This is a genomic window from Bradyrhizobium sp. MOS003, assembly GCF_003020125.1.
Lineage (GTDB): Bacteria > Pseudomonadota > Alphaproteobacteria > Rhizobiales > Xanthobacteraceae > Bradyrhizobium.
The window spans coordinates 727,038-748,202 of the sequence record NZ_PYFW01000002.1 but is presented as its reverse complement, the minus strand read 5'-3'; the positions used below and the strand labels follow the sequence as shown (position 1 = coordinate 748,202).

At 64.1% G+C, this 21,165-nt stretch carries 22 protein-coding genes and 1 tRNA gene; 12 read left to right on the top strand and 11 right to left on the bottom strand.

Going from position 1 to position 21,165, the window contains the following annotated elements:
- Window positions 1-7 precede the first annotated feature (7 nt).
- Window positions 8-1,498 (bottom strand): M48 family metalloprotease, encoded by a 1,491-nt coding sequence (locus tag C7G42_RS14030; RefSeq protein ID WP_106949514.1) that lies wholly within the window; start codon window positions 1,496-1,498, stop codon window positions 8-10.
- Between the two features lie 35 nt (window positions 1,499-1,533).
- Window positions 1,534-2,304, bottom strand: coding sequence for a thermonuclease family protein (locus tag C7G42_RS14025; RefSeq protein WP_502694203.1), 771 nt, complete (start codon window positions 2,302-2,304; stop codon window positions 1,534-1,536).
- Between the two features lie 305 nt (window positions 2,305-2,609).
- Between C7G42_RS14025 and C7G42_RS14020 the strand changes: the two genes are divergently transcribed.
- The 3 genes from C7G42_RS14020 to C7G42_RS14010 all read left to right on the top strand — a co-directional run bounded on the left by C7G42_RS14020 (window position 2,610) and on the right by C7G42_RS14010 (window position 5,488).
- Window positions 2,610-3,815, top strand: coding sequence for an ABC transporter substrate-binding protein (locus tag C7G42_RS14020; RefSeq protein WP_106949513.1), 1,206 nt, complete (start codon window positions 2,610-2,612; stop codon window positions 3,813-3,815).
- Window positions 3,816-3,950: 135 nt separating this feature from the next.
- The gene (locus tag C7G42_RS14015; protein ID WP_106949512.1) at window positions 3,951-4,739 is read left to right on the top strand and encodes an enoyl-CoA hydratase; all 789 of its coding nucleotides are present in this window, start codon (window positions 3,951-3,953) and stop codon (window positions 4,737-4,739) included.
- A 2-nt stretch (window positions 4,740-4,741) separates the two neighbouring features.
- Window positions 4,742-5,488 carry a VOC family protein gene (locus C7G42_RS14010; protein ID WP_199580892.1) on the top strand — a complete coding sequence of 249 codons (747 nt, stop codon included), beginning with the start codon at window positions 4,742-4,744 and terminating at the stop codon, window positions 5,486-5,488.
- A 169-nt stretch (window positions 5,489-5,657) separates the two neighbouring features.
- Here C7G42_RS14010 and C7G42_RS14005 read toward each other — a convergent pair whose 3' ends face one another.
- Genes C7G42_RS14005 through C7G42_RS13995 form a run of 3 tightly spaced genes read right to left on the bottom strand, consistent with a single transcriptional unit; the run spans window position 5,658 to window position 8,729 of the window.
- Complete coding sequence (locus C7G42_RS14005; RefSeq protein ID WP_106949510.1) at window positions 5,658-6,470, bottom strand: enoyl-CoA hydratase/isomerase family protein; 813 nt, start codon at window positions 6,468-6,470, stop codon at window positions 5,658-5,660.
- 17 nt (window positions 6,471-6,487) lie between these two features.
- Entirely contained in the window at window positions 6,488-7,648 is a 1,161-nt protein-coding gene (locus tag C7G42_RS14000) for an acyl-CoA dehydrogenase family protein (RefSeq protein ID WP_106949509.1), read from the bottom strand.
- A 16-nt stretch (window positions 7,649-7,664) separates the two neighbouring features.
- A complete protein-coding gene (locus C7G42_RS13995; RefSeq protein ID WP_106949508.1) occupies window positions 7,665-8,729 on the bottom strand; it encodes an acyl-CoA dehydrogenase family protein in 1,065 nt (354 codons plus the stop codon).
- 250 nt (window positions 8,730-8,979) lie between these two features.
- Between C7G42_RS13995 and C7G42_RS13990 the strand changes: the two genes are divergently transcribed.
- Window positions 8,980-9,765, top strand: a complete 786-nt coding sequence (locus tag C7G42_RS13990; protein WP_106949507.1) for an SDR family NAD(P)-dependent oxidoreductase — start codon at window positions 8,980-8,982, stop codon at window positions 9,763-9,765.
- Window positions 9,766-9,897: 132 nt separating this feature from the next.
- Here C7G42_RS13990 and C7G42_RS13985 read toward each other — a convergent pair whose 3' ends face one another.
- On the bottom strand, window positions 9,898-10,170 hold the full coding sequence (locus C7G42_RS13985) for a GlsB/YeaQ/YmgE family stress response membrane protein (RefSeq protein ID WP_199580891.1): 273 nt from the start codon (window positions 10,168-10,170) through the stop codon (window positions 9,898-9,900).
- A gap of 43 nt (window positions 10,171-10,213) precedes the next feature.
- Entirely contained in the window at window positions 10,214-10,810 is a 597-nt protein-coding gene (locus C7G42_RS13980; RefSeq protein WP_106949506.1) for a YidB family protein, read from the bottom strand.
- Between the two features lie 161 nt (window positions 10,811-10,971).
- Between C7G42_RS13980 and C7G42_RS13975 the strand changes: the two genes are divergently transcribed.
- On the top strand, window positions 10,972-11,979 hold the full coding sequence (locus C7G42_RS13975) for a 2-dehydropantoate 2-reductase (RefSeq protein ID WP_106949505.1): 1,008 nt from the start codon (window positions 10,972-10,974) through the stop codon (window positions 11,977-11,979).
- Window positions 11,980-11,996: 17 nt separating this feature from the next.
- Window positions 11,997-12,215, top strand: a complete 219-nt coding sequence (locus C7G42_RS13970) for a hypothetical protein (RefSeq protein WP_106949504.1) — start codon at window positions 11,997-11,999, stop codon at window positions 12,213-12,215.
- 119 nt (window positions 12,216-12,334) lie between these two features.
- Here the strand turns inward: C7G42_RS13970 and C7G42_RS35285 are convergent, their stop codons facing one another.
- Window positions 12,335-12,964 (bottom strand): hypothetical protein, encoded by a 630-nt coding sequence (locus C7G42_RS35285; protein ID WP_199580890.1) that lies wholly within the window; start codon window positions 12,962-12,964, stop codon window positions 12,335-12,337.
- Window positions 12,965-13,198: 234 nt separating this feature from the next.
- Here C7G42_RS35285 and C7G42_RS13960 point away from each other — a divergent pair, with 234 nt between their 5' ends.
- From C7G42_RS13960 to C7G42_RS13940, 5 genes are all read left to right on the top strand, one after another.
- Entirely contained in the window at window positions 13,199-14,716 is a 1,518-nt protein-coding gene (locus tag C7G42_RS13960; protein ID WP_106949503.1) for an AMP-binding protein, read from the top strand.
- A 75-nt stretch (window positions 14,717-14,791) separates the two neighbouring features.
- A complete protein-coding gene (locus C7G42_RS13955) occupies window positions 14,792-15,430 on the top strand; it encodes an RraA family protein (protein WP_094973431.1) in 639 nt (212 codons plus the stop codon).
- 27 nt (window positions 15,431-15,457) lie between these two features.
- Window positions 15,458-15,829, top strand: a complete 372-nt coding sequence (locus C7G42_RS13950; protein ID WP_094890889.1) for a dimethylsulfonioproprionate lyase family protein — start codon at window positions 15,458-15,460, stop codon at window positions 15,827-15,829.
- Window positions 15,830-15,955: 126 nt separating this feature from the next.
- Window positions 15,956-16,912, top strand: a complete 957-nt coding sequence (locus tag C7G42_RS13945) for a tripartite tricarboxylate transporter substrate-binding protein (RefSeq protein ID WP_106949502.1) — start codon at window positions 15,956-15,958, stop codon at window positions 16,910-16,912.
- A gap of 101 nt (window positions 16,913-17,013) precedes the next feature.
- Window positions 17,014-17,090 (top strand) — tRNA-Arg (locus C7G42_RS13940).
- Between the two features lie 618 nt (window positions 17,091-17,708).
- Here C7G42_RS13940 and C7G42_RS36315 read toward each other — a convergent pair.
- Both C7G42_RS36315 and C7G42_RS13930 read right to left on the bottom strand, forming a co-directional pair.
- A complete protein-coding gene (locus C7G42_RS36315; RefSeq protein ID WP_502694208.1) occupies window positions 17,709-18,161 on the bottom strand; it encodes a non-canonical purine NTP pyrophosphatase in 453 nt (150 codons plus the stop codon).
- Between the two features lie 171 nt (window positions 18,162-18,332).
- Entirely contained in the window at window positions 18,333-18,821 is a 489-nt protein-coding gene (locus tag C7G42_RS13930; protein WP_106949500.1) for an Arm DNA-binding domain-containing protein, read from the bottom strand.
- Between the two features lie 343 nt (window positions 18,822-19,164).
- On the opposite strand from C7G42_RS13930, the gene C7G42_RS13925 reads away from it, so the two are divergent.
- Window positions 19,165-20,304: an amidohydrolase/deacetylase family metallohydrolase gene (locus tag C7G42_RS13925; protein ID WP_106949736.1), complete on the top strand. Its 1,140-nt coding sequence runs from the start codon at window positions 19,165-19,167 to the stop codon at window positions 20,302-20,304.
- Window positions 20,305-20,311: 7 nt separating this feature from the next.
- On the opposite strand, the gene C7G42_RS13920 is transcribed toward C7G42_RS13925, so the two are convergent.
- Complete coding sequence (locus C7G42_RS13920; protein ID WP_106949499.1) at window positions 20,312-21,037, bottom strand: alpha/beta fold hydrolase; 726 nt, start codon at window positions 21,035-21,037, stop codon at window positions 20,312-20,314.
- Between the last annotated feature and the right edge of the window lie 128 nt (window positions 21,038-21,165).

The window sequence follows — 21,165 nt, the reverse complement described above, 5'->3', positions numbered from 1 at the left end:
GCGCACGTCAATCCGCCACGATCTTCACGCGGTCGCGCACCTTCACCTGCGCGGTGCGCTCGAGGCCGTTCAGCACACGAAAGCGCTCGGCGGGATGATCGACGCCGGCCATGCGGTGGGAGAGCGATTCCACGGTGTCGCCGGGCTGCACGGTGATGACCTTGATGCGGAGCGGGCGGGCGGCCTGGATCTCGTCCAGCGTCAGGCGGCGGAATGAATTGACGGTCTCGCGTGCGTTGCGCTCGCTCTCGGTCGATTTCTGCCGGGTCGCGAAGATGAACCGGTAGACGTCGCTGCCGAAGCGCAGGGCGTAGACCTTGAACTGCCACTGGTCGCCCTTGGCGGAGGCGGACGCGGCCGGAAAGCCGTTGATGGTGATGTCTTCGGTGGACGCCTTCTCGACACCCTCCATCCAGCCGGAATTGAGGTAGTCGCCGAGCGACTGCTCGGCCGGGACGCGTACCACGTCGAAACGCATCGCCTGTGCGCCGCCCTCGCGCACGCCGATCACGGCCTGGGCGGTGTTGTCGAGCGTGAAATTCTCCGGCGCCTGGAAGGTAAAGCCCAGCTTCGGATGCAGGAAGCGGCGGCCGCGGACGAAACCTTCGCTGGGGTCTTCGCCGTAGACGAGGTTGTCGATCGCCGCGAGATAGGTCTCGCGGTCGCGCTCGGCGCCCTCAGGCGCAGTATATTGCCGCGCAATGGTCTGCGCATTCTGCACGCGCTCCGGGGTGGCCGGATGCGACGAGGTGAAATCCTGCGCGCGCGGATCAAGCGAGCTCTTGCCCGCTTTCAGCTCGGCATTGCGCTCCATCGCCGAGAGGAAACGTGCCGCACCATAGGGGTCGAAATGCGCCTTGGCGGAAATGCCGACGCCGATGCCGTCGGCCTCGAACTCCTGCTTGCGCGAAAAGCTCGCCATGGTGAGCTTGGTCTTGGCCAGCGCCAGCGCGGTGAGATCTGGATCGTTGCTCATGTCGGTGACGACACGGGTGACGATCGCGGCCTGGCGCGCCTGGTCCTCGCGCATCGCGGCGTGCTTGGACAGCACATGCGCCATCTCGTGGCTGAGCACGGAGGACAATTCCGAGGTGTCGCTGGCGAGCGCGAGCAGGCCACGCGTGACGTAGAGCTGGCCGTTGGGCAGCGCGAAGGCGTTCACCGCGCCGGAATTGAGGATGGTGACCTTGTAGCCCTGGTCTGGACGATCTGAGGCTGCAACCAACCGGTCGACTGTCTTGCTGACGAGCGACTCGAGCCTGGGATCGTCATAGGTCCCGCCATAGCTCGCCAGGATCCGCTCGTGCTCCTTCTCGGTCGCGGGGGTCTGCGCGACGGCCGGTTTCGGCTTTGGCATGGCGACGGTCGCCGGAGCAGCAGCGGTCTGGAACCGGCCCATGTCGCCGCAGCCCGCCAGCGCCGTGCCCAGCACGAGGCATAGCGCGGCCGGCGCCGCCCGCAGGCGGCGGCGTTCGTTCCGTACGTGCCGTTCTAGCACCCCATTCACGTCGCTTAACCCGTGCCTGGCCCTCTTTAGGGCCTTACCCCTGTCGGCTCGTTTGCGCCTAGCAACTCGACCTGCCCTACGAACCGCACATCAATCCGCGGCCCCGCACTTCCCTCGACCCAGCCCCGAACTTGAACACGTTTATTTTCCAAGGACTTAAGGGTGATGCCGGCGCTTTCGAACGCCGGTAGCGTGCGCTTTGAAATAGTCACGGCGAAGCCACGTGTCCAGTTCCGTCCGAAGTTGAGGTAGGTCATTGCCCCAGCTTGCCGGACCGACAGGACTTTACCCTCGACCACCACAAAACGCCCGATCCCCGCCAAAATATCGTCCGGACTTTCCGCGTTTTTTATGGCCGACGGGTCAGCCCAGCTGCCCATTTTTTGACGCCGTGCCGCGACCTCCGACGTCATCAGGACAGCCGCGCAGTCCTTGTCGCTGATCTCGGCGGAGACCATGGCGTCGCCCTGGGCGAGCAGCATGGCCTGCACCGGCGTGTCGCTCTCGCCGATGAAGACCAGCGCGCCCTGCCGGCCGTAGCGGTCGGGCGTGTCGTCGGTGCCCCGGAGTGTGACGTCGCGGCCAGCGAGCAGCGAGGCCAGAGCCTGTTTCGTCGTCGCCGTGGGCTCGATGCCGGTGAGGCGGATTTCGCGGCCGTCATCGAGACGGACACTGCGGGCATCGGCGATCGCCACGACGCGGCCTTCGCCTTGCGATTCGAATTGGCACGGCGTCGCGAGCGCGGTGTGGCTCGCGAGGAGAAGGAATACGACGATGAGGTAAAGCAGTCGTGCCACGTGACCCGGAGAGGTTGCGGTATGCTTCGATCATAACTCAAACGATGCCAACGACGAAGGGGCCTTCGAATGTGCAGCGTCGCTGTTGGCTCACACGCTGGCAATGACGCGGAAACATCTTGCGTCATTCCACCATTCCGTTTTGCGGAAAACATGCGCGGCAATCCTGCGCGCATCGCACCGCGCGCTTGCTGCGCTCTTGCGCATGCGGCATGATTGCGGCAACAGCAATTGCCATCAACTATAACCAAGAGCGATAACCAAGCCGCCATCAGAGTACGGCGCGATAAGGGAGGTCTTTTTCCATGAAGCAAATTTTGTCGGGCATTTTTGCCGCAGCGTTCGCCCTCAGTGCGAGCGCCGTGCAGGCCCAGGACAAGCCACCTCTCAAGATCGGCGGCATCCTCGATATGTCGAGCCTCTATGCCGACATCACCGGTCCCGGCAGCGAGACCGCGGCCAAGATGGCCGTGGAGGATTTCGGCGGCGAGGTGCTGGGGCGCAAGATCCAAGTGCTGGCGGCCGACCATCAAAACAAGGCCGATCTCTCCGCCAACATCGCCCGCGACATGCTCGACAACCAGGGCGTCGAGATGATCTACGACGTCGCGGCTTCCGCGACCGCGCTTGCCGCCGGCGAGATCGCAAAGGCGCGCAACAAGATCATCATGTTCAACGGTCCGGGCTCGATCCGTCTCACCAACGAGGCCTGTGGCCCTTACACCATCCACTACGTGTTCGACACCTACGGACAGGCCAACGTGACCGGCCTTGCCGCCGTCAAAACCGGCCTCGACAGCTGGTTCTTCCTCACCGCCGACTACGCTTTCGGCCAGGATCTGGAGAAGGACACCAGCGCGGTCGTCACCAAGACCGGCGGCAAGGTGCTCGGCAGCGTGCGTCATCCGCTCAACACCTCGGACTTCTCGTCGTTCCTGCTGCAGGCGCAGGCCTCCAAGGCCAAGGTGATCGGCCTTGCCAATGCCGGCGGCGACACCGTCAACGCCATCAAGCAGGCGGCCGAGTTCGGCATCACCAAGGGCGGCCAGAAGGTCTCGCCGCTGCTCGCCTTCGTCTCCGACATCGACTCGATCGGGCTGGAGACCGCGCAGGGCCTGCTGCTGGCCGAGGCGTTCTACTGGGACCTCAATGACGACACGCGCGCATTCTCGAAGCGCTTCATGGAGCGTACCAAGCGGGTGCCGACCTCGGCGCAGGCCGGCGTCTATTCGTCCATCACGCAGTATCTGAAGGCGGTGAAGGCTGCGGGTACGACCGACGCGGCGGCCGTCATGAAGATCATGAAGGAGACGCCGATCAACGATTTCTTCGCCAGGAACGGCAAGATCCGCGAGGACGGCCGCATGATCCACGACATGTACCTGTTCGAGGTCAAGAAGCCGTCGGAGTCGAAGGGGCGCTGGGACGATTACAAGCTGCTCGCCACCGTGCCCGGCAGCGAAGCGTTCCAGCCGCTGGAGCAGTCGCGCTGTCCGCTGGTGAAGAAATAGGCATCGTCATTGCGAGCGAAGCGAAGCAATCCAGAGACGTTTCCATGGAGACAGTCTGGATTGCTTCGTCGCAAGAGCTCTCCTCGCAATGACGGGTGGTAAGACACGACAAGACGACAACAAGGGAGACGTCCCATGAACGACATGGTCCTGCAGAAGCTCGAAGGCGGGCTACTCACCATCACCATGAATCGCCCGGAGCGGAAGAACGCCCTTAACCCCGAGATGGTGGCCGGGCTGGTCGAGGCGGCGCGCCGGGCGGCGGACGATCCGGAGGTGCGCGCGGTGCTGTTCAAGGGCGCCGGCGGCTCGTTCTGCGTCGGCGGCGACGTCAAGTCGATGGCGGCGGGCCGTGCGCCGCTGCCGTTCGAGGTGAAAATGGCGAACCTCCGCCGCGGCATGGAGGTCTCGCGCATCCTGCACCAGATGCCGAAACCCGTCGTGGCGCAGCTCGACGGCGCCGCGGCCGGCGCCGGTCTTTCGATGGCGCTGTCGTGTGATCTGCGCATCGCATCGGAATCCTGCAAGATCACCACCGCTTTCGCCAAAGTCGGATTCTCCGGCGATTACGGCGGCACCTATTTCCTGACGCAGCTGCTGGGTAGCGCGCGGGCGCGCGAACTCTATCTGATGTCGCCGGTGCTCACGGCGAAGGAGGCGCACGCGATCGGCATGGTGACCAAGGTCGTGCCCGACGCCGAGATCGACGCGGCTGCGCACGAGCTCGCGCTGTCGCTGGCGCAGGGCCCGTCGATCGCGCTCGGCTTCATCAAGCGCAACATCAACAACGCCGAGCATCTGCCGCTGGAGGATTGCTTCGACGGCGAGGCGATCCACCACACCCGCTGCAGCGACACCGAGGACCATAAGGAGGCCGCCAAGGCTTTCGTGGAGAAGCGCAAGCCGTCTTTCAAAGGCGCATGACCATGGCGCCCTATCTGCGCTTGCGGCAGATCTGTCTGGTCGCGCCGCAACTCGCGCCCGTCATCTCCGACATCGCGGAGATCATGGGCCTCGCTGTCTGCTATCGCGACGGCAACGTCGCGAAATACGGTCTGGAGAATGCGCTGCTGCCGGTCGACACGATCTTGCTGGAGGTGGTCGCACCCTTCCAGGACGGCACCACGGCCGGCCGTTTCATCGAAAAGACCGGCGGCCGCGGCGGCTACATGGCGATCTTCTGCTGCAATGATCCCGACGAGCGCGGCCGCAATGCCAATGCGATGGGCGTGCGCACCGCCAACGTCATCGACCACGCGCCCTATCACGGCGTGCAGCTCCACCCCCGCGACTGCCGCGCCGCCTTCATCGAGTTCAACCACACCGAAGGCAGCGACGATATTTTGGGGCCCTATCCGCCGGCCGGGCCGGACTGGCAGAAATTCATCCGCAAGGACGTGACGCAGGCGCTGACGGCAGTGGAGATGCAGAGCCCGGATCCGCAAGGTCTCGCGGAGCACTGGGGCAACATCATCGGCATTGCGCCTGGAGGTGCCGAGCTGACATTGCCCAATGCGACCTTCCGCTTCGTCAAGGGCGCAAGCGAGATCATGAGTGCGCTGGAGTTTCGCGTGACCGACGTCGCGCGCGTGCTGGATGCCGCGAAGGCGCGAGGGGTTGCGGTGGAAGGCAATGAGTTCTTGCTGGGCGGGGTGACGTTCCGCCTGAGCTGAGTGAGCGGGCAGATTTTCCCTCTCCCCTTGTGAGAGAGGGTGGATCGCCGCGAAGCGGCGAGAAGGGTGAGGGGTCTCTTTCCGCGCAGGAAGTGTCTCACGTGGAAAGAGACCCCTCATCCGGCGCTTCGCGCCACCTTCTCCCACAGGGGGAGAAGGAAGAAAGCTCTCACCGCCCCTTGAAGTTCGCCGTGCGCCGTTCTTCCGTCGCCTTCACGCCTTCCTTGAAATCCTCCGTCGCGCGCAGCCGGGTCTGCTCGCCGAGCTCGTGATTGGTCGCGGCCATGACGCGGTCGGCCAATCCTGCGCGCATCGTGGCGCGGGTCGAGAGCAGGCCGAGCGGCGAGCATTCGGCGATCTCGCCGGCGAGCTTCATCGCGGCGGCCTTGACCTGGTCCTGCGGCACCAGCTCGTTGGCCAGGCCCCATTTGTACGCCTCTTCGCCGGTGACGCGGCGGCTGGTGTAGAACATCAGCTCGGCGTTGTTCTTGCCGATCAGCTCGGGCAGCGTCGTCGTCAGGCCGAAGCCGGGATGGAAACCGAGCTTCGTGAAGTTCGCGGAGAAGCGCGCTTCGGGGCAGGTGACGCGGAAGTCTGCCGAGACGGCAAGGCCGAGGCCGCCGCCGATGGCGGCACCCTGCACGGCGGCGACGATCGGCTTCTTGGCGCGGAAGATGCGCACGGCCTGGATGTAGAGATGGTTGATCGGGCCGAGATTGTCGGCAGGGTCACCCTTCTTCTCGGCTTCACGCGCTTCCTGCGCCTGCCGCGCCGGGTCGCCGAAGTTTGCGCCGGCGCAGAAAGCCTTGCCTTGCGCCGAGAGAACCGAGGCGCGGATCTCGATGTCGCGGTCGAACTCATCGAGCGCATCCGCAATCTGGTTGATCAGCGAGATGTCGAAGAAGTTCAACGGCGGGCGGCGGATCTCGATGGTGCCTACATGCCCGACCTTCTCGACGCCGATATCTGTATAGGTGCTCATGGTGATCCTCGATTGAATTAGCGCAAACCAAGTCCGCGGGCGATGATGCCGCGCAGCACTTCGGTGGTGCCGCCCTGGATGGTGAGTTTCGGCGCGGTCTTGATGGCGAAGTCGAGCTGCCGCTCCAGCGTCTCGCGGTTGGTCGCGGTCTCCTCGACGAAGGCGGCGAGATCCCGCACGCGATGCGGAAGTTGCTGCTCCCAGACCGTGCCGATGTCCTTGACGATCGAAGCCTCCACCACCGGCTCCTTGCCGGCCTGCAGCATGCCGGCGACCGAGACCGACATGCGCCGCATGGTGTGAAGCTGCGCCACGAGACGGCCGATGCCTTCGGCGCTGCGCGTATCCGGATTGGGGCCGACAGCGCGGACCAGCTCGGTCAGCACGTAATAAGTCTCGAGGAAGCGCTCGGGGCCCGAACGCTCATAGGCGAGTTCGCTGGTTGCCTGCTTCCAAGCGCCATCGACTTCGCCGAGCACGTGATCGTCGGGGACGAAGAAGTCGGTGAAGACGACTTCGTTGAACTCGTACTGGCCGGTGATCTGGCCGATCGGGTTCACCTTGATGCCCGGCTGCTTCATCTTGACCAGGAACTGTGTGAGGCCGTGACGACGGTTCTCCTTGGTCGGCGGAGAGGTCCGGAAGATCGCGATCATGTAATCGGCGATGTGCGCCGACGAGGTCCAGATCTTGGTGCCGTTGATGAGATAGCCGCCGTCGGTCTTGGTCGCGCGCGTCTTCGCCGCGAATAGGTCGGAGCCGGAGTTCGGCTCGCTCATGCCGATGGCGAAGCAGATCTCGCCGCGGCAAATGCGCGGCAGGATGTCCATCTTGATATGCTCAGGCGCGTATTTGATCAGCACCGGTCCGCTTTGGCGGTCGGCGACGAAGAAGCGCCGCGTCGGCGCGTTGGCGACGCGCATCTCCTCGGTCACCACGTAGCGTTCGAGGAAGGAGCGCTCCTGGCCGCCATATTTCTTCGGCCAAGTCATCCCGAGCCAGCCCTTGGCGCCGACGCGGCGGGAAAATTCCGGCGCGTCGGTGTCTTCGCGGTTGGGCTTATGCGGGTCGAAAGTGCCGGCGGCGATCTCCTCGGCGAGGAACGCGCGCACTTCCTTGCGCAACTGCTCGCACTTTTCGGGCAGGCGGATCGGGTCGAAACGGAGGGCAGCGGTCATGTGTTTCTCTCCCTGATCAGCGCGACGCCACGAGCGGCCACAATTCGTCGGCGCCTCTGGTGGCGACCAGCTTGCCGAGCTCGACGGCCCAATGGCTTTCCGAACCGAAATCGTCGCGCCAGGCCAGCGCCCGCAGCGAATAGCGGTGCAGGATGTGCTCGTTGGTGAAGCCGATCGCGCCATGCACCTGATGCGCAATGGCGCCGCCTTTTTCCGCGGCTTCAGCGCAGCGAATCTTTGCCGAGGCCGCTTCGAGATAGACCTCGTCGTTGAAAGCCGTCGCGTTCGCGATGGCGTCGGCTGCCGACGTCGCAGCCGCGAGGGCCGCGGCGGATTCGCCGGCAAGGCGCGCCAGATTGTGCTGCACCGCCTGAAACTTGGAGATCTTCTTCTCGAAGGCGACGCGCTCGTTGGAATAGCGCACGGAGATGTCGAGCATGGACTCCAGCGCGCCCGCGATCTGCAGGCTGCGCGCAACGCCGCCCATCAGCATCAGCGTGGTCTGGTCAAACTCCTTCGGCGCGGCTTTGCGGGTGACGGGCTGGACCTTGTCGAGCGTCACGGTGTCGCTGTGGTCGTAGCCGACATTGAGGCCGGATTCGATGCGGCCCTTGCCGGCATCGACCAGCGCGATCGAGATGCCATCCTTGCCGTGCGCCAGCACCGCAAAATGCTTTGCCGCCTTGGCATGGGGCACGCCGCGGGCGCGGCCGGAGAGCGAACCGTCGGAATCGAGGGTGATGCGGTCCTTCGGCGACGCCGGCAACACCGTCATCTCGCCCTCGGGCGATGCGATCTTCGCCTGCGCCAACAGCCAGCCGGCCAGCATGGTCTCTGCCAGCGGAACCGCGACGGCGAAGCGGCCGGCGGCGTTCAGCAGCGCAAAGCCGTCGGCGAGGCTCGCGCCGGAGCCGCCGAGATCATCGGGCACCCAGGACAATGGCAGGCCGGCTTCGCTCAGCGCCTGCCACAGCGGCGCCTGCCAGGCATTCTTCTTGTCGTTGTTGATGGTTTGCGGATCGGCGAGATCGGCGAAGATCTTCTCCGCGGTCTCGACGACGATGTTGTCACTCTCCGCCACAGCGTTCCCCGTGTTTTGCCGTTGGCGCGTCCCGCCTCGTTGAGCGAACCGCGCAGGTCTTCTTGCGCCCGATGATCCGAAAAAGCCATGGCCCTGACAAGCGTTGATCGCAGGTCAACCTGCAGCGAAGGCATGGGCAAGGATCAACAGGAGGCTAATTCCGCTTAGCGGAGTTTGCTCGATTTGCAGGGCGCGGCAAACTCGCTAAACAAGGTGCCGGAAATTCAATATCGGGGAAGAGGAAATCCGGATGGCAAAAGACAGTCTGTGCGCAATCGTGACGGGGTCTGCATCCGGGCTGGGTGCGGCAACCGCGGAGATTCTCGCGCGGAGCGGGGCGCGGCTCGTCATCAACTATTCATCGAGCCAGAAGGAAGCCGAGGCCACCGCCGAGCTCTGCCGCAAGGCCGGCGCGGCTGAGGTGCTGGTCGCGCAGGGCGACGTTTCCAAGGATGACGATTGCCGCAGGATCGTCGCGGCCGCCAGCGGCTGGGGCCGGCTCGACATTCTCGTCAACAATGCGGGCACCACCAAGCATGTTGCTCACGCCGACCTCGACGGATTGTCGGCGGAAGATTTCCAGCGCCTGTATGGGGTCAACACCATCGGCCCGTTCCAGATGGTGCGTGCCGCGCGCAGCCTGCTCGAGGCCGGGGCGAAGGCTTCGGGGCGTCCGTCGGCAGTGGTGAATGTATCTTCGGTCGCGGGCATCAGCGGTGTCGGCTCGTCGATCGCCTATGCCGCCAGCAAGGGCGCGCTCAACACCATGACGCTGTCGCTGTCGCGTGCGCTGGCGCCGCTGATCCGCGTCAACACGGTATGCCCCGGTTATATCGACACGCCCTGGTTCACCAAGGGCCGCGGCGAGGCCGGCGCCAAGCAGGTGCGCGACAGCGTGGTGGCGAAGGTGCCGCTCAAGGTGGCCTCGACCGCCGAGGACATCGCGCAGCTGGTCTGCTTCCTGGCGATGCCGGCCTCCAGCAACATGACCGGCGAGGTCGTGCGCATGGATGCGGGGATGCATTTGATTACGTGAGATCGTCATTGCGAGCGAAGCGAAGCAATCCAGAAAAAGTCCGCGGGGACAGTCTGGATTGCTTCGTCGCAAGAGCTCCTCGCAATGACGGAGTGAGTAGGCCGTGTGCCCCTCTCCGTTTGCGCCTTGTCGCTATCCCCTGATCACGCCACTCGCCACGAGGCGGTGCCAGATGAACAGCACCACCACCGCGCCGAGCGTGGCCATGATGAAGCCGGCACCCTGGTCGGGGCCGTAATGGCCGATGGCCTGGCCGATCAAGGTGGCCAGAAACGCGCCGGCGATGCCGAGGATGGTGGTGAGGATGAAGCCGCTCGGGTTGTTCGGCCCCGGCGCGAGCCAGCGCGCGATGAGGCCGGCGATAAAGCCGACGACGATGATCCACAACAGGCCGCCCATGCTCATGAGTGTGCTCCCCTTCCCGAAAGCGCGTCGCTCGAAGGTCCGATCAAAGTTTGCCCGAGAGCTCGTGCTCGGTCGGCAGCCGTCCGTCCGGCGTCAGGTGGTCGATCACCCGCGGCAGATATTGGCTGAGGCCGTTGAGCAATTCGTCGCGCGGCAGGCCGCTCTGGGCGGACAGACTCTCGATCTGGTCGGCGCCGAGTGCGCTTGCAAGGTCGCCGGGCGCGATCGGCTTGTTCTCGCCCTTGCCGACCCAGGAATTCGCGGTCTCGCCGTGGCCGCCCTGCTGGAGCTGGCTGAGGAGGTCGCCGAGGCCGCCGCTCAGCACGGATCCGGCCGCGCCGCCCGCGAGCAGGCCGCCGAGGCCGCCCTTCAGCAGGTCACCCAGACCCCCGCCTCCGCCAAGCACGCCTCCAAGACCACCGCCGGAACCCGTATTCACTGGCGGGGGCAGGTTCGTCGGAGACTGCTGCGGTGCCGCGCCCGGCTGGCTGGCCGTCAAATGCTTGAAGGCCTTCCACCCGAGCAGGGCAATGATCGCCATGGTCATCGGCGACATGCCGCCGGAGGATTTCTCGGAGCTCGGCGTGGCGGGGCCACGCGGGCCGTTCTGCATGCCGTTGAGGACGTCGAGTAGACCCATGGTGCTCTCCTTTGGCGTCTCGTGCGGCGAGCGATCGCCTCTGACTGCCCCCGGGACGAAAACATATGGGGCGCTCATGACCGTTACAAGTCGATGCGACCCGATTGGTTGCTGCCCTTGCCTCTGCTATCGAAGGCGGATCGTTCAGGGAGCAAGGCGAGGTGATGACGGATCGACCGATCGTGGTGGCCGGCGCGGGCGCCATCGGCTGTTTCGTCGGAGGCCAACTGGCCGCCTCGGGCCGCCGTGTCGCGCTGCTGGTGCGGCCGCGGGTGAAGGCCGAGATCGAGCGGTTCGGCTTGCGGCTCACCGGCTTCGACGGTTCCGAGAAGAAGCTGGATGCGGGCCAGCTCGCGCTGTCGGAGGATCCCGCGATCTTGCACAACGCCGGCATCGTGCTGGTCACGGTGAAGAGCGCCGACACTGCCGATGTCGCGGATCTGATCGCGCAGCACGCGCCTGAGGATGCCGTCATCGTCTCGCTCCAGAACGGCATTGGCAATGTCGCGGTGCTGCGGGATCGCCTTGGCGGCCGCCGCGTGCTCGCCGGCATGGTGCCCTTCAACGTGATCGCGATGGGCGAGGGCCGTTTTCACCGCTCGACCTCCGGCGACATCCAAGTCGGAGAGGATGCGGCGAACACGGCCGCGGCGCTCTCGGTGGCCGGTCTCTCGGTGCGCGCGAGCGGTGACATCACCGGCGTGCAATGGGGCAAGCTGATCATCAATCTCAACAACGCGCTCAGCGCATTGTCCGACTTGCCGCTTGCCGCGCAACTGGCAAGCCGCGATTGGCGCAGGCTGTTCGCCGATCAGATGGCCGAGGGGCTGGCCGCGTTGAAGGCCGCCGGCATCGCACCGGTCTCGGCGACGCCGATTCCGATGAACTGGACGCCGACGCTGCTGCGGCTGCCCGACGTGATCTTCAACGCGATCCTGGGGCGGACCATGAAGATCGATCCCGAGGCGCGCTCCTCGATGTGGCAGGATTTGAAACAGGGCCGCAGGACCGAGATCGACTATCTGCAAGGAGCGGTCATCGCGCTCGCCGAAAAAAACCATGTCGACGTGCCGCTGATGCGCCGCATTGTTGCGCTGATCAGGGAAGCCGAGGCGGCCGGCAACGGTCCGCCGCGTCTGACGCCGCGGCAGATCCGCGGCATGGCCTAGGGACGTTGGAGCATGGCATGAGGCATTGTTTGCCGAAGATTGGGCTCGCGCTCGCCGCGCTCTGCGGCGCCTCGACGCTCGCTGACGCCAGACCGCCGACGGTCATGAACTCGCCCGGCTATGACGCGCGGCTGCAGGAGAGCCGCAAGGCGCTGAGTGGGGCGCCGACGACGGCGACGCCGCCGGACGCACCAGTGGTCAAACCGAAGCACAGCAAGAAGAAGCACACGAAGTAAGGTGGACGCTCTCTTAATGCGGGCAAAGCGAAGCGTGCCCACCAACTCTCTCAATCATACATGAATGGCGGGCACGGCGCTATGTGCCTTTGCGCACCCTAAAGGTCAGTGCAAGAGACTCAGCTCTTCTTCGCCGGCTTGCTCGGGGCGGGATTGAACAGCTTCTTCAGATCGTTCAAGCCTTCCGACAGCCGCGGCCATTCGCAGGAGAACGAGCCCTTGGCGCAGGGCGCGCCCTTTCGCTGGCCGATGGTCTGTTGCACCTTTGGCCGTTCGACCGGCATCGGCACGCGCTCGACGTCGGTTCTCAAAGCGACCTGCTGGAGCTGCCGTGCCTGCAGTTCCTGCAGTTCCTGCTGCTCGCGCTGCTGACGGGCGGCAGCCTCTGCTGCTTCGTTGTTGCGGCGCTCCTTGGCGAGATAGGCGGTATAGGCTGCGTCGATCTTCTTCTGCTCCTCCGGCGTCGGATTGGGGCCGGCGATGTCGAAGGTGCGATCCTGCAGGAAGTCGTAATAGGCGTAGCCGCCGCCCGGCTTGCGTCGGCCGGCGAACTTGGCGTTGCAATCGGCAAGCGCGGAGGTTTTCTCGGCCTTGGTCGCGGCCTTCTCGGCGGCGTCGGCGCATTCCTCGAAGTCGACCGGCGCGCGTTTCCACCATTGCGCCTGGGCATGCGCGTGCGTCAGCAGAAAGACCCCTGCTGCGGCAACGAGAAGCAGCGCCGCACGACGCAATGTGATCACGGACGACATTCTACGAGAGCATTCCTTGCCAAACTCAACCCGAACTGAGTCGAGCCGGATTTTTGCCTCTTTATCGCCGGCTTGTCACCCGTGGAACCCGGGAAATTCATGGCTGGGATGCTGACATTTTGTGCTTGACGTGGCGCGGGAGTCACAGCGCCGCAGTCCGGCGAACTGCTACACTTCGACTCGCGATCGCCTCACTCCCGAGGCGACGCCAAGAAGACGAAATGGAAACGCCTGATGCTGCTGCCCCTGTCCGACGTGCCGCGCTGGTACGCTGAACGCAAACCGCAAGGCACGATCGCAATCCGCCATGGGCAGGACACGCTGACATGGGATGAGCTCGAGCGCGGCGCCAACCGGCGCGCGCGGGCGTTCGCGGCCAAGGGCGTCAAGCCCGGTGATTTCGTTGCGATCGGACTTCCCAACGGCAATGCGTTCTTCGAGACATCGTTTGCAGTGTGGAAGTGTGGCGCGACGCCGACCTCGCTGTCATGGCGGCTGCCGCGCGGCGAGGCCGCTGCCGTGCTCGACATTCTCAAGCCCGCGCTGGTGGTCGGCGGCGAGGCTGATTGGAATGCGCCGAACCGTTTGCCGGCCGATTTCGTACCGGAAGGATTTTCGGATGAGGCGCTCAATCCTCCGGTGGCGCGCTACTGGAAGGCCATGACCTCTGGCGGCTCGACAGGCCGGCCGAAAGTGATCCTCGATCATCAGCCGGCCGTGACCGACACGGTTGCCGCGCCGCCGCTGAACATTCCCTTCGGGGTTTCGCTGCTCAACCCGGGGCCGCTCTATCACAATGCGCCGTTCATCGTGTCGCATTACGCGCTGTTCACCGGTGGCAAGCTCACCGGTCTTGCCAAGTTCGACGCCGAAGAGACGTTGCGGCAGATCGAACGCGAGCGCGTGCAATGGATCAATTTCGTGCCGACCATGATGCACCGGATCTGGGCGCTGCCGGAGCAGGTGCGCAACGCCTATGATCTGTCGAGCCTACAAACCGTGTTTCACATGGCCGCGCCCATGCCGCCCTGGCTGAAGGAGAACTGGATCGCCTGGCTCGGCCCGGAGCGGATCTGGGAGCTCTATGGCGGCACTGAGCGGCAGGGCGCCTGCATCATCTCCGGCACGGAATGGCTGACGCACAAGGGCTCGGTCGGCAAAATCGGCGAGATGGCGAAGCTGCGCATCATCGGCGAGGATGGCAGGGACGTCGCACCCGGCGAGACCGGCGAGATTTATTTCCTCAACAATGACGGCAAGGACGCCACCTATCACTATCTCGGCGCCGAGCCGAAGCGGCGCAGCGATGGCTGGGAATCGCTTGGCGATATCGGCCGGCTGGATGCGGAAGGCTATCTCTATCTCGGCGACCGCCTCGCGGATATGGTCTTGCGCGGCGGCGCCAACATCTATCCGGCCGAGGTCGAGGCTGCGGTCTCCGAGGCGCCGGGCGTGCGCTCCTGCGTGGTGGTCGGGTTGCCCGACCCGGAGCTCGGCCAGCGCGTGCACGCCATCATCGAGCCGGAGCCGGACAGCGATGGCCAGGCGATCGCCGACGGCATGGCGGAGTTCCTGAAGGACAGGCTCAGCCGCTACAAGCACCCCGAAAGCTTCGAGTTCGTCGGCGCCCCGCCGCGCGATGATTCCGGAAAAGTCCGCCGCACCCTGTTGCGCGACGAGCGCGCAGCGTGGATGAAGGAAGGGCGTGCCTTCCGGATCATGCCGGCGAAGGCGCGGGCGCAGGCCGAGTAAGACGGCGCGTCGCGCAAGACTCGCGGAAGACACTCGCGCAAGACACTCGCTCAAGACACATGGGGAAGGACTGACATGACGATCACCATCGCAGCGAACAGCGTGCCCAAGCCGCCGGCCGGGATCATCGAAGGCTTTCGCGGGGCGCCGACCTCGGTCATTTCAGACAATCTCGCCCGGCTCCCCGGCGCGGTCGGGCTGAAGCCGTATCATCGCGGGGCCAAGCTGGTGGGCACGGCCTTCACGGTGCGCACCCGTCCCGGCGACAATCTCGCCATCCACCGCGCGCTCGAACTGGTCGGCCCCGGCGACGTCATTGTCGTCGACGGCGGTGGTGACGAAACCCGCGCGCTGGTCGGCGAGATCATGAAGAACATCGCGCAATGGCGCAAAGCCGAAGGCTACGTCATCGACGGCGCGATCCGCGATGTCGCGGCGTTCGCGGCCGACGATTTTCCCTGCTACGCCCGTGCCGTGATCCACCGCGGTCCCTACAAGAACGGTCCCGGCGAGATCAACGTGCCCGTCACGATCGGCGGCAGCGTGATCTCGCCCGGCGACATCGTCGTCGGCGATGAGGATGGCGTGGTGTCGTTTCCCGCCGCGGGCGCGGCGGCGCTGCTGGAGGCGGTTCGTGCCCAGGTCGCGCGCGAGGAGGAGACGCTGAAGGCGATCCGCGAGGGCCGCTATCAGGGCTCTTATGGAAAATCCTGATCAGGCGAGAACGAAAGGGAGGTTGGCGTGAGTCAGAAGGAAGAATTCCACAATATCGATGATCCCAGCGACGGGCTATTCCGCGAGCTCGCGGCGGGGGTGACTACGCGCATCTTCTCCGGCGAGCAGGCGATGCTGTCGGTGGTGACGCTGGCGCCGCATGCGCAGGGCACGCTGCACCATCATCCCGAGGAGCAATGGGGCGTGCTGCTCGACGGTTCCGCCATCCGCGTTCAGGGAGACGAGGAGATTGCGGTGAAGAAGGGCGATTTCTGGCGTACCCCAGGCAATGTGCCGCACACCATGCGCGCCGGCCCAGACGGCGCCCGGGTGCTGGACATCTTCAGTCCGCCAAGGCCAGAATACAAGAAAGCGGGATCGGGCTTCGGAACGACCTGAAGCGCGTTGCGCTCCAGATCTATTTTTCGAGCATGATCTTAACGGAAAACCGCTGCAAAGCTTTCCGGATCATGCTCCAGCGCCACAGAGCAAAAGCCAGGCGCTGAAATCAAAAGGGAGGGGACCATGACGATCACACGACGGGCGCTGCTGGCCGCACCGGCCATTCTCGCATTGACGCCGGCGCGTGCACAGGCCGGCAAGATCACGCTTGTCGTGCCGTTTCCGCCGGGCGGGTCGACCGACGCGATGGCGCGGCTGCTGCAGGCCAGCCTGCAAACCAAGCTCGGCCGCATCGTCGTGGTCGAGAACAAGTCGGGCGCGGCCGGCGCGCTCGGCGCGGCTCAGGTCGCCAAGAGCCCGGCGGACGGCACCTCGTTCCTGGTCACCTTCGATTCCCACGCGGTGATCCCCTCGATCCTCGACAAGCCGCCGGTCGACGTCGAGCGCGAGCTGATGCCGGTGCTGCTGATCGGTACCGCACCCTATGTGATCGCCGCCGGCGCCGGCCGCCCCTACAAGAGCTTTGCCGACGTGGTCGCGGCCTGCAAGGCGACGCCGGGCGCGGTGAAATACGCCTCCGTCGGCATCGGCACGCTCGGCCATCTCGCCATGACCGTGCTCGGCAGCAAGGCCGGTGTCGAGATCATGCACGTGCCCTATCGCGGCGGCGGCCCGGCCATGAACGACGTGCTCGGCGGCCATGTCGATCTCATCGCGGGATCGGCGGCGCTGGTCGCCGCCCAGCTCGGCACCAACATGCTGCATCCGATCCTGCAGCTCGGCCGCGAGCGGCTGCCGGCCCTGCCGGATACGCAGACCGCGATCGAGGCGGGCTTTCCGGATTTCGAGACGCTGGCCTGGTGGGGCATCTTCGCGCCTGCAGGCACGCCGCCCGATGTCGTCGCAGCCTTCGCGGCAGCGTCCAAGGAAATCCTGAGCGAGCCCGCGACCGCCGCCCAGCTCAAGGACACCCAGCACATGACGCTGCTGCTCCAGGACGGCGCCGCCTTCAAGACCTTCTTCGACAAGCAGGTCGCGACCTGGGGCAAGGTGGTGAAGGACAATAATATCAGGGCGTAGACCCGCCCGCCGACAGCTGCATTGATCGCGGCGAGGGCTTCCGGTTTGGCCCTCGCTTTGATATGAACACCCAGGCAACCCGCCTTACCGGCGGGTTCCGCGGTCCCGTAGCTCAGCCGGATAGAGCGGCGGTTTCCTAAACCGTAGGTCGGAAGTTCGAGTCTTCCCGGGATCGCCAAGTATTACAATGGCTTGTCCCGATTTCCCGGTGGTCAAATTAGTCGATTTGCCTAGCTGGGTAACGCCTGGGGTAACCAAAACGGCTTTCTCTAGCGCTGGTTTTATAAGCCCGCCTGGCCAGGCGGCGGCCTACCGTGTTTACCAAAGGGTGGCATGGGTTCAGGTAGTGTGCCGGTAATGGTGGCCACATAAGAGAGCGTCGAAGGCTAATGAGCGCCTCTGAACCTTTGCTTCGTTTCGACCTGTTTGCTTCCCGACCCGTTAGGCTCTCGGATATTTGGCCGATAGCGGCGCCTGATATCTATAAGCTCCACTTCGCGCGTTGGAACGGACACAACCAGCCGTTGGAGGTTTGGGCGCGCGACAAAGCCGAATGGCAAGGTTGGCAGCAGTATCGGCCGGTTCGTGACGAATTCAATCGTCAGAAGATCTTCTCGCTCATCCAATTTTATCACGAACCGGACTCTTGGCTGTTCGGCGGAGTGTTCAACGTGGAGGAGCGGCTGCACGATCGTTATATCGTGGCTCTGAGCGAAGAAGGCGGCGCACTCGTCGGGCGTCTCAAGATTCGGTCTTCATACCGCGAACGTGCAACGCGCGTGAACTTCGAGAACCACTACCCAAGCTTAGAGGTCTTCGAGATACTTCGGCAGAGCGTCAGGGCTTTGGTGGATTGCGAGAGGAGAAGCTTTTCTTTCAATCCATCCGGCCCTGAGCTTGCAATCTCGGCGTACGTTTTCCCGCCGCCGTCGTCTGGGCAGAAGAGCACGTCCCAATAGAACCCCCGCTCTCCCCTTGCGCTAGCTGCCAAAATCCCGTGTGTTTCACCGACGAAAGTCGTTATCTGTCTTCCGTCACAATAACCAACGACGGACCTAGCGATCGCCCGTTCCCCTGAGGCATTTGTTCGAGACAAGAATTCGTCGACCGATAGCGCGTCCCACATTGGCTGAGTGAGGCCCCCTGGAAATCCCGCTTTGGAGTTCTTGTCGAAGATCAATCCTGCGTGTTCGACAATGCAGGGAGCCAGAAGATTCTTATACGCCGACCGAGCCTTATGATGGACCATCAAGACGAGGTCGATTTCTAATGGTTCATCCGTGCGAATATCGGAGACTCTGAAATCTACAATCTCACCGATCTTGTGCGGGGTAACGTCGTTAGCCAACGTTGCGCACTAAGGGCCACTTTAAAATCGGGGGGCAAATGTTTCTTTAGCCCCCCAGGGCGGGGTAACGGCTTATTTGCCCTCGCCCGTTGGCGGCTCCCACCGGTAGTCCCAATAAGCGGGCATGGCGCGCCACCGACGTGTTTTCTTGCTCGCGTATTGTTCAATGAAATCCTTGGCGGCAATATCGAAGGTATTGCGAGCGCGATCTTCATTTACGACGCGGTTGCGCTCGCGGGTAGCTATATGAGCGGCACCGGGGTCACGCCCCTGAGCGATCTGATGCCGCAATTCAGCGACCAGCCGGTGAGCCGCAGCGAGCGTAAAATGACCGCCAATGACCGGAGGCGTTTCGGGCTCTGCCACGTCAGGATCATATACAGTGCCGAGGAACAATTTGGCAGTTCGCTTGTCTGGCCGTCTGTAGCGCAACGCCCACGACTTTTGACCCGAAGGTTGCACGACAAGATGCAAGCCTCGGCAGCCCCCATCAGGAATTTCGAGGCGCCGTGTACTCGCGCGTATCTTCCTGACTGCCGCTGCCGTCAAAAACTTGGTCACGCTCGCCTTCTGGGTAACATCCGGGTAACAGGCGCACGGTGTTATACGTCGTTACCTATGGTGGCCAACTTAGGCTAACGTTACGTCTAATAGCAAGGAATATAGGCGTTTTGTGGCACGGCCCAGCTTCCAAATGTTGGACTTAGTTAACCACCGTTAACCGTGGCCAACTAATTCCTAAACCGTAGGTCGCATGTTCGAGTCATGCCGGGATCGCCATTTTGTCATCGGTAATGGCCGCCATTGGCAGGCCCTCCGGCGCAGGAATTGCTAGAAGCAACAGACTTCCTTCCTGGCCTCGCCGACCTGTCGGCCGCGCCTTACTGCCCATCCGGAGACCATGATGCCTTTCGACCTGATCCTGCGCGGCGGCCGTGTGGTCGACCCGTCCCAGAAGCTCGATGCCGTGACCGATGTCGCCTTTGCCGGCGGCAAAGTGGCTGCCGTGGGCGCAGGCCTCAAGGCCGATCCGGGCACGGATGTGCGCGACGTCTCGCAGTTCATCGTGACGCCGGGACTGATCGATCTCCACACCCATGTCTATTGGGGCGGCACTTCGCTCGGCATCGATGCCGAGGAATTCTGCCGGCTCTCCGGCGTGACCACCGCGGTCGACACCGGCAGCGCCGGTCCGGGCAATTTCGCCGGCTTCCGCAAACATGTGATCGAGCCGAGCCAGGTTCGCATCCTCGCCTATCTGCACGTCTCGCATGCCGGCATCTTCGGCTTCTCGCACCGGATCATGGTCGGCGAGAGCGAGGAGTTGCGGCTGATGAATCCGATAGAGGCCGCGAAAGTCGCGGACGCCAATCGCGATCTCATCGTCGGCATCAAGGTGCGCGTGGGCCTGCATTCCTCGGGAACGTCGGGCGCCGTGCCGCTCGACATCGCGCTCGAGGTCGCGGGCGAGGTCGGCATGCCCCTGATGGCGCATATCGACCATCCGCCGCCGAGCTATGAAGATGTGCTGGCGCGTCTGCGTCCCGGCGACGTGCTGACCCATGCGTTCCGCCCCTTTCCCAACACGCCGGCGACCGCGCAAGGCACGGTGAAGAAGGCGGTGCTGGACGCGCGCGAGCGCGGCGTGCTGTTCGACATCGGCCACGGCAAGGGCTCGTTCGCGTTCAAGACCGCGCGCGCCATGCTCGCCAACGGCTTCTATCCGGACACCATCTCCTCCGACATCCATCAACTCTGCATCGACGGCCCGGCCTACGATCAGGTCACGACCATGTCGAAATTCCTGTGCATGGGCATGGAGCTGCCGGATGTGGTCGCGGCCTCGACGGTGAACGCCGCGATGGCGCTGCGTCGCCCCGAGCTCGGCAGCCTCAAGCCGGGCAGCGTCGGCGACGCCACGCTTGTTACGGTCAGGCAAGGCCAGTTCGATTACGAGGACGTCGTTGGCGAGCATTTGATCGGCGACCGCAAGATCGCGTCCGAAGGCGTCGTCATCGGCGGCCGCTGGTGGCATCCGAATTGAGCGGACGTCAGTCGCGTCCCGCTTCCATGATGGCCTTGGCCAGCCGCGCCGGATCGGAGAAGCAGAGTTCATGGCTTCCCGGCACCTGGATGAGACGGAATAGCCCGAGCTTTTCCGACAGACGCGGATGCCACGCATAGCTGTGCGGCATCGCGGTGTCTTCGGTGCAGTTGATGTAGGATTTGGCCAGCGGCATCTCCGCCGGATTGGTCTTGAGCGTGATCTTGTCGGTAAAGGTCGCCAGGGGATGCGGATTGAGGACATTATAGGCGCGCTGCGCCGTTTCCAGATCTGCATCGTTGATGAAGGCCTCGCGCCAGACCGGGAAGGGAAGTACCACTGAGCCGTCGCCGCGTTCGGCCGCGATGGCGTCGAACAGTCCGATATAGTGTGGCGGCACCATGTCGTTGAGGCATTCGCCATTGTTAGGCACGAAGGCATTCCAGTAGACCAGGCGGCGGATGCGATCGGGAGCAAGATCGGCAACGCCGGTAATGATCATGCCGCCATAGGAATGGCCGAGCAGGATGACGTCCTTCAGATTGTTTTCGGCAAGGTAGTCGGCGATCGACTGAATCGCTTGCTTCAGTCCCGTCGTCTTGGCATCGCCCGGGCGGTTGCCCTTGATCGTCGGCGTGTAGACCTGGTGCCCGGCGGCACGGATCGGTGCCGCGACAGGCTCGAACTCGGCACCGGTGTGCCATGCCCCGTGAACGAGAACGTAGGTCGACATGTTGTGGCCCCTCCTGAGGGTGTGGTTAGATCGACAGAGGTAGGCCCCCTTGCGGCTCGCGCGAGGCACGCAGCGGACAATTCTTGTTGTACGAAGTGTGAACCGGCTGGTTATTTGCCGCTTGGCTG

Bases quoted from the DNA above. Each gene is read 5' to 3' on its own strand.
- C7G42_RS14005 (WP_106949510.1), bottom strand. From the start codon at position 6,470: ATGAGCACCTATACAGATATCGGCGTCGAGAAGGTCGGGCATGTAGGC.
- C7G42_RS14020 (WP_106949513.1), top strand. From the start codon at position 2,610: ATGAAGCAAATTTTGTCGGGCATTTTTGCCGCAGCGTTCGCCCTCAGT.
- C7G42_RS14015 (WP_106949512.1), top strand. From the start codon at position 3,951: ATGAACGACATGGTCCTGCAGAAGCTCGAAGGCGGGCTACTCACCATC.
- C7G42_RS13985 (WP_199580891.1), bottom strand. From the start codon at position 10,170: ATGAGCATGGGCGGCCTGTTGTGGATCATCGTCGTCGGCTTTATCGCC.
- C7G42_RS14010 (WP_199580892.1), top strand. From the start codon at position 4,742: ATGGCGCCCTATCTGCGCTTGCGGCAGATCTGTCTGGTCGCGCCGCAA.
- C7G42_RS35285 (WP_199580890.1), bottom strand. From the start codon at position 12,964: ATGTCGTCCGTGATCACATTGCGTCGTGCGGCGCTGCTTCTCGTTGCC.
- C7G42_RS36315 (WP_502694208.1), bottom strand. From the start codon at position 18,161: ATGGTCCATCATAAGGCTCGGTCGGCGTATAAGAATCTTCTGGCTCCC.
- C7G42_RS13970 (WP_106949504.1), top strand. From the start codon at position 11,997: ATGAGGCATTGTTTGCCGAAGATTGGGCTCGCGCTCGCCGCGCTCTGC.
- C7G42_RS13955 (WP_094973431.1), top strand. From the start codon at position 14,792: ATGACGATCACCATCGCAGCGAACAGCGTGCCCAAGCCGCCGGCCGGG.
- C7G42_RS13920 (WP_106949499.1), bottom strand. From the start codon at position 21,037: ATGTCGACCTACGTTCTCGTTCACGGGGCATGGCACACCGGTGCCGAG.
- C7G42_RS13960 (WP_106949503.1), top strand. From the start codon at position 13,199: ATGCTGCTGCCCCTGTCCGACGTGCCGCGCTGGTACGCTGAACGCAAA.
- C7G42_RS14000 (WP_106949509.1), bottom strand. From the start codon at position 7,648: ATGACCGCTGCCCTCCGTTTCGACCCGATCCGCCTGCCCGAAAAGTGC.
- C7G42_RS13945 (WP_106949502.1), top strand. From the start codon at position 15,956: ATGACGATCACACGACGGGCGCTGCTGGCCGCACCGGCCATTCTCGCA.
- C7G42_RS13925 (WP_106949736.1), top strand. From the start codon at position 19,165: ATGCCTTTCGACCTGATCCTGCGCGGCGGCCGTGTGGTCGACCCGTCC.
- C7G42_RS13990 (WP_106949507.1), top strand. From the start codon at position 8,980: ATGGCAAAAGACAGTCTGTGCGCAATCGTGACGGGGTCTGCATCCGGG.
- C7G42_RS13980 (WP_106949506.1), bottom strand. From the start codon at position 10,810: ATGGGTCTACTCGACGTCCTCAACGGCATGCAGAACGGCCCGCGTGGC.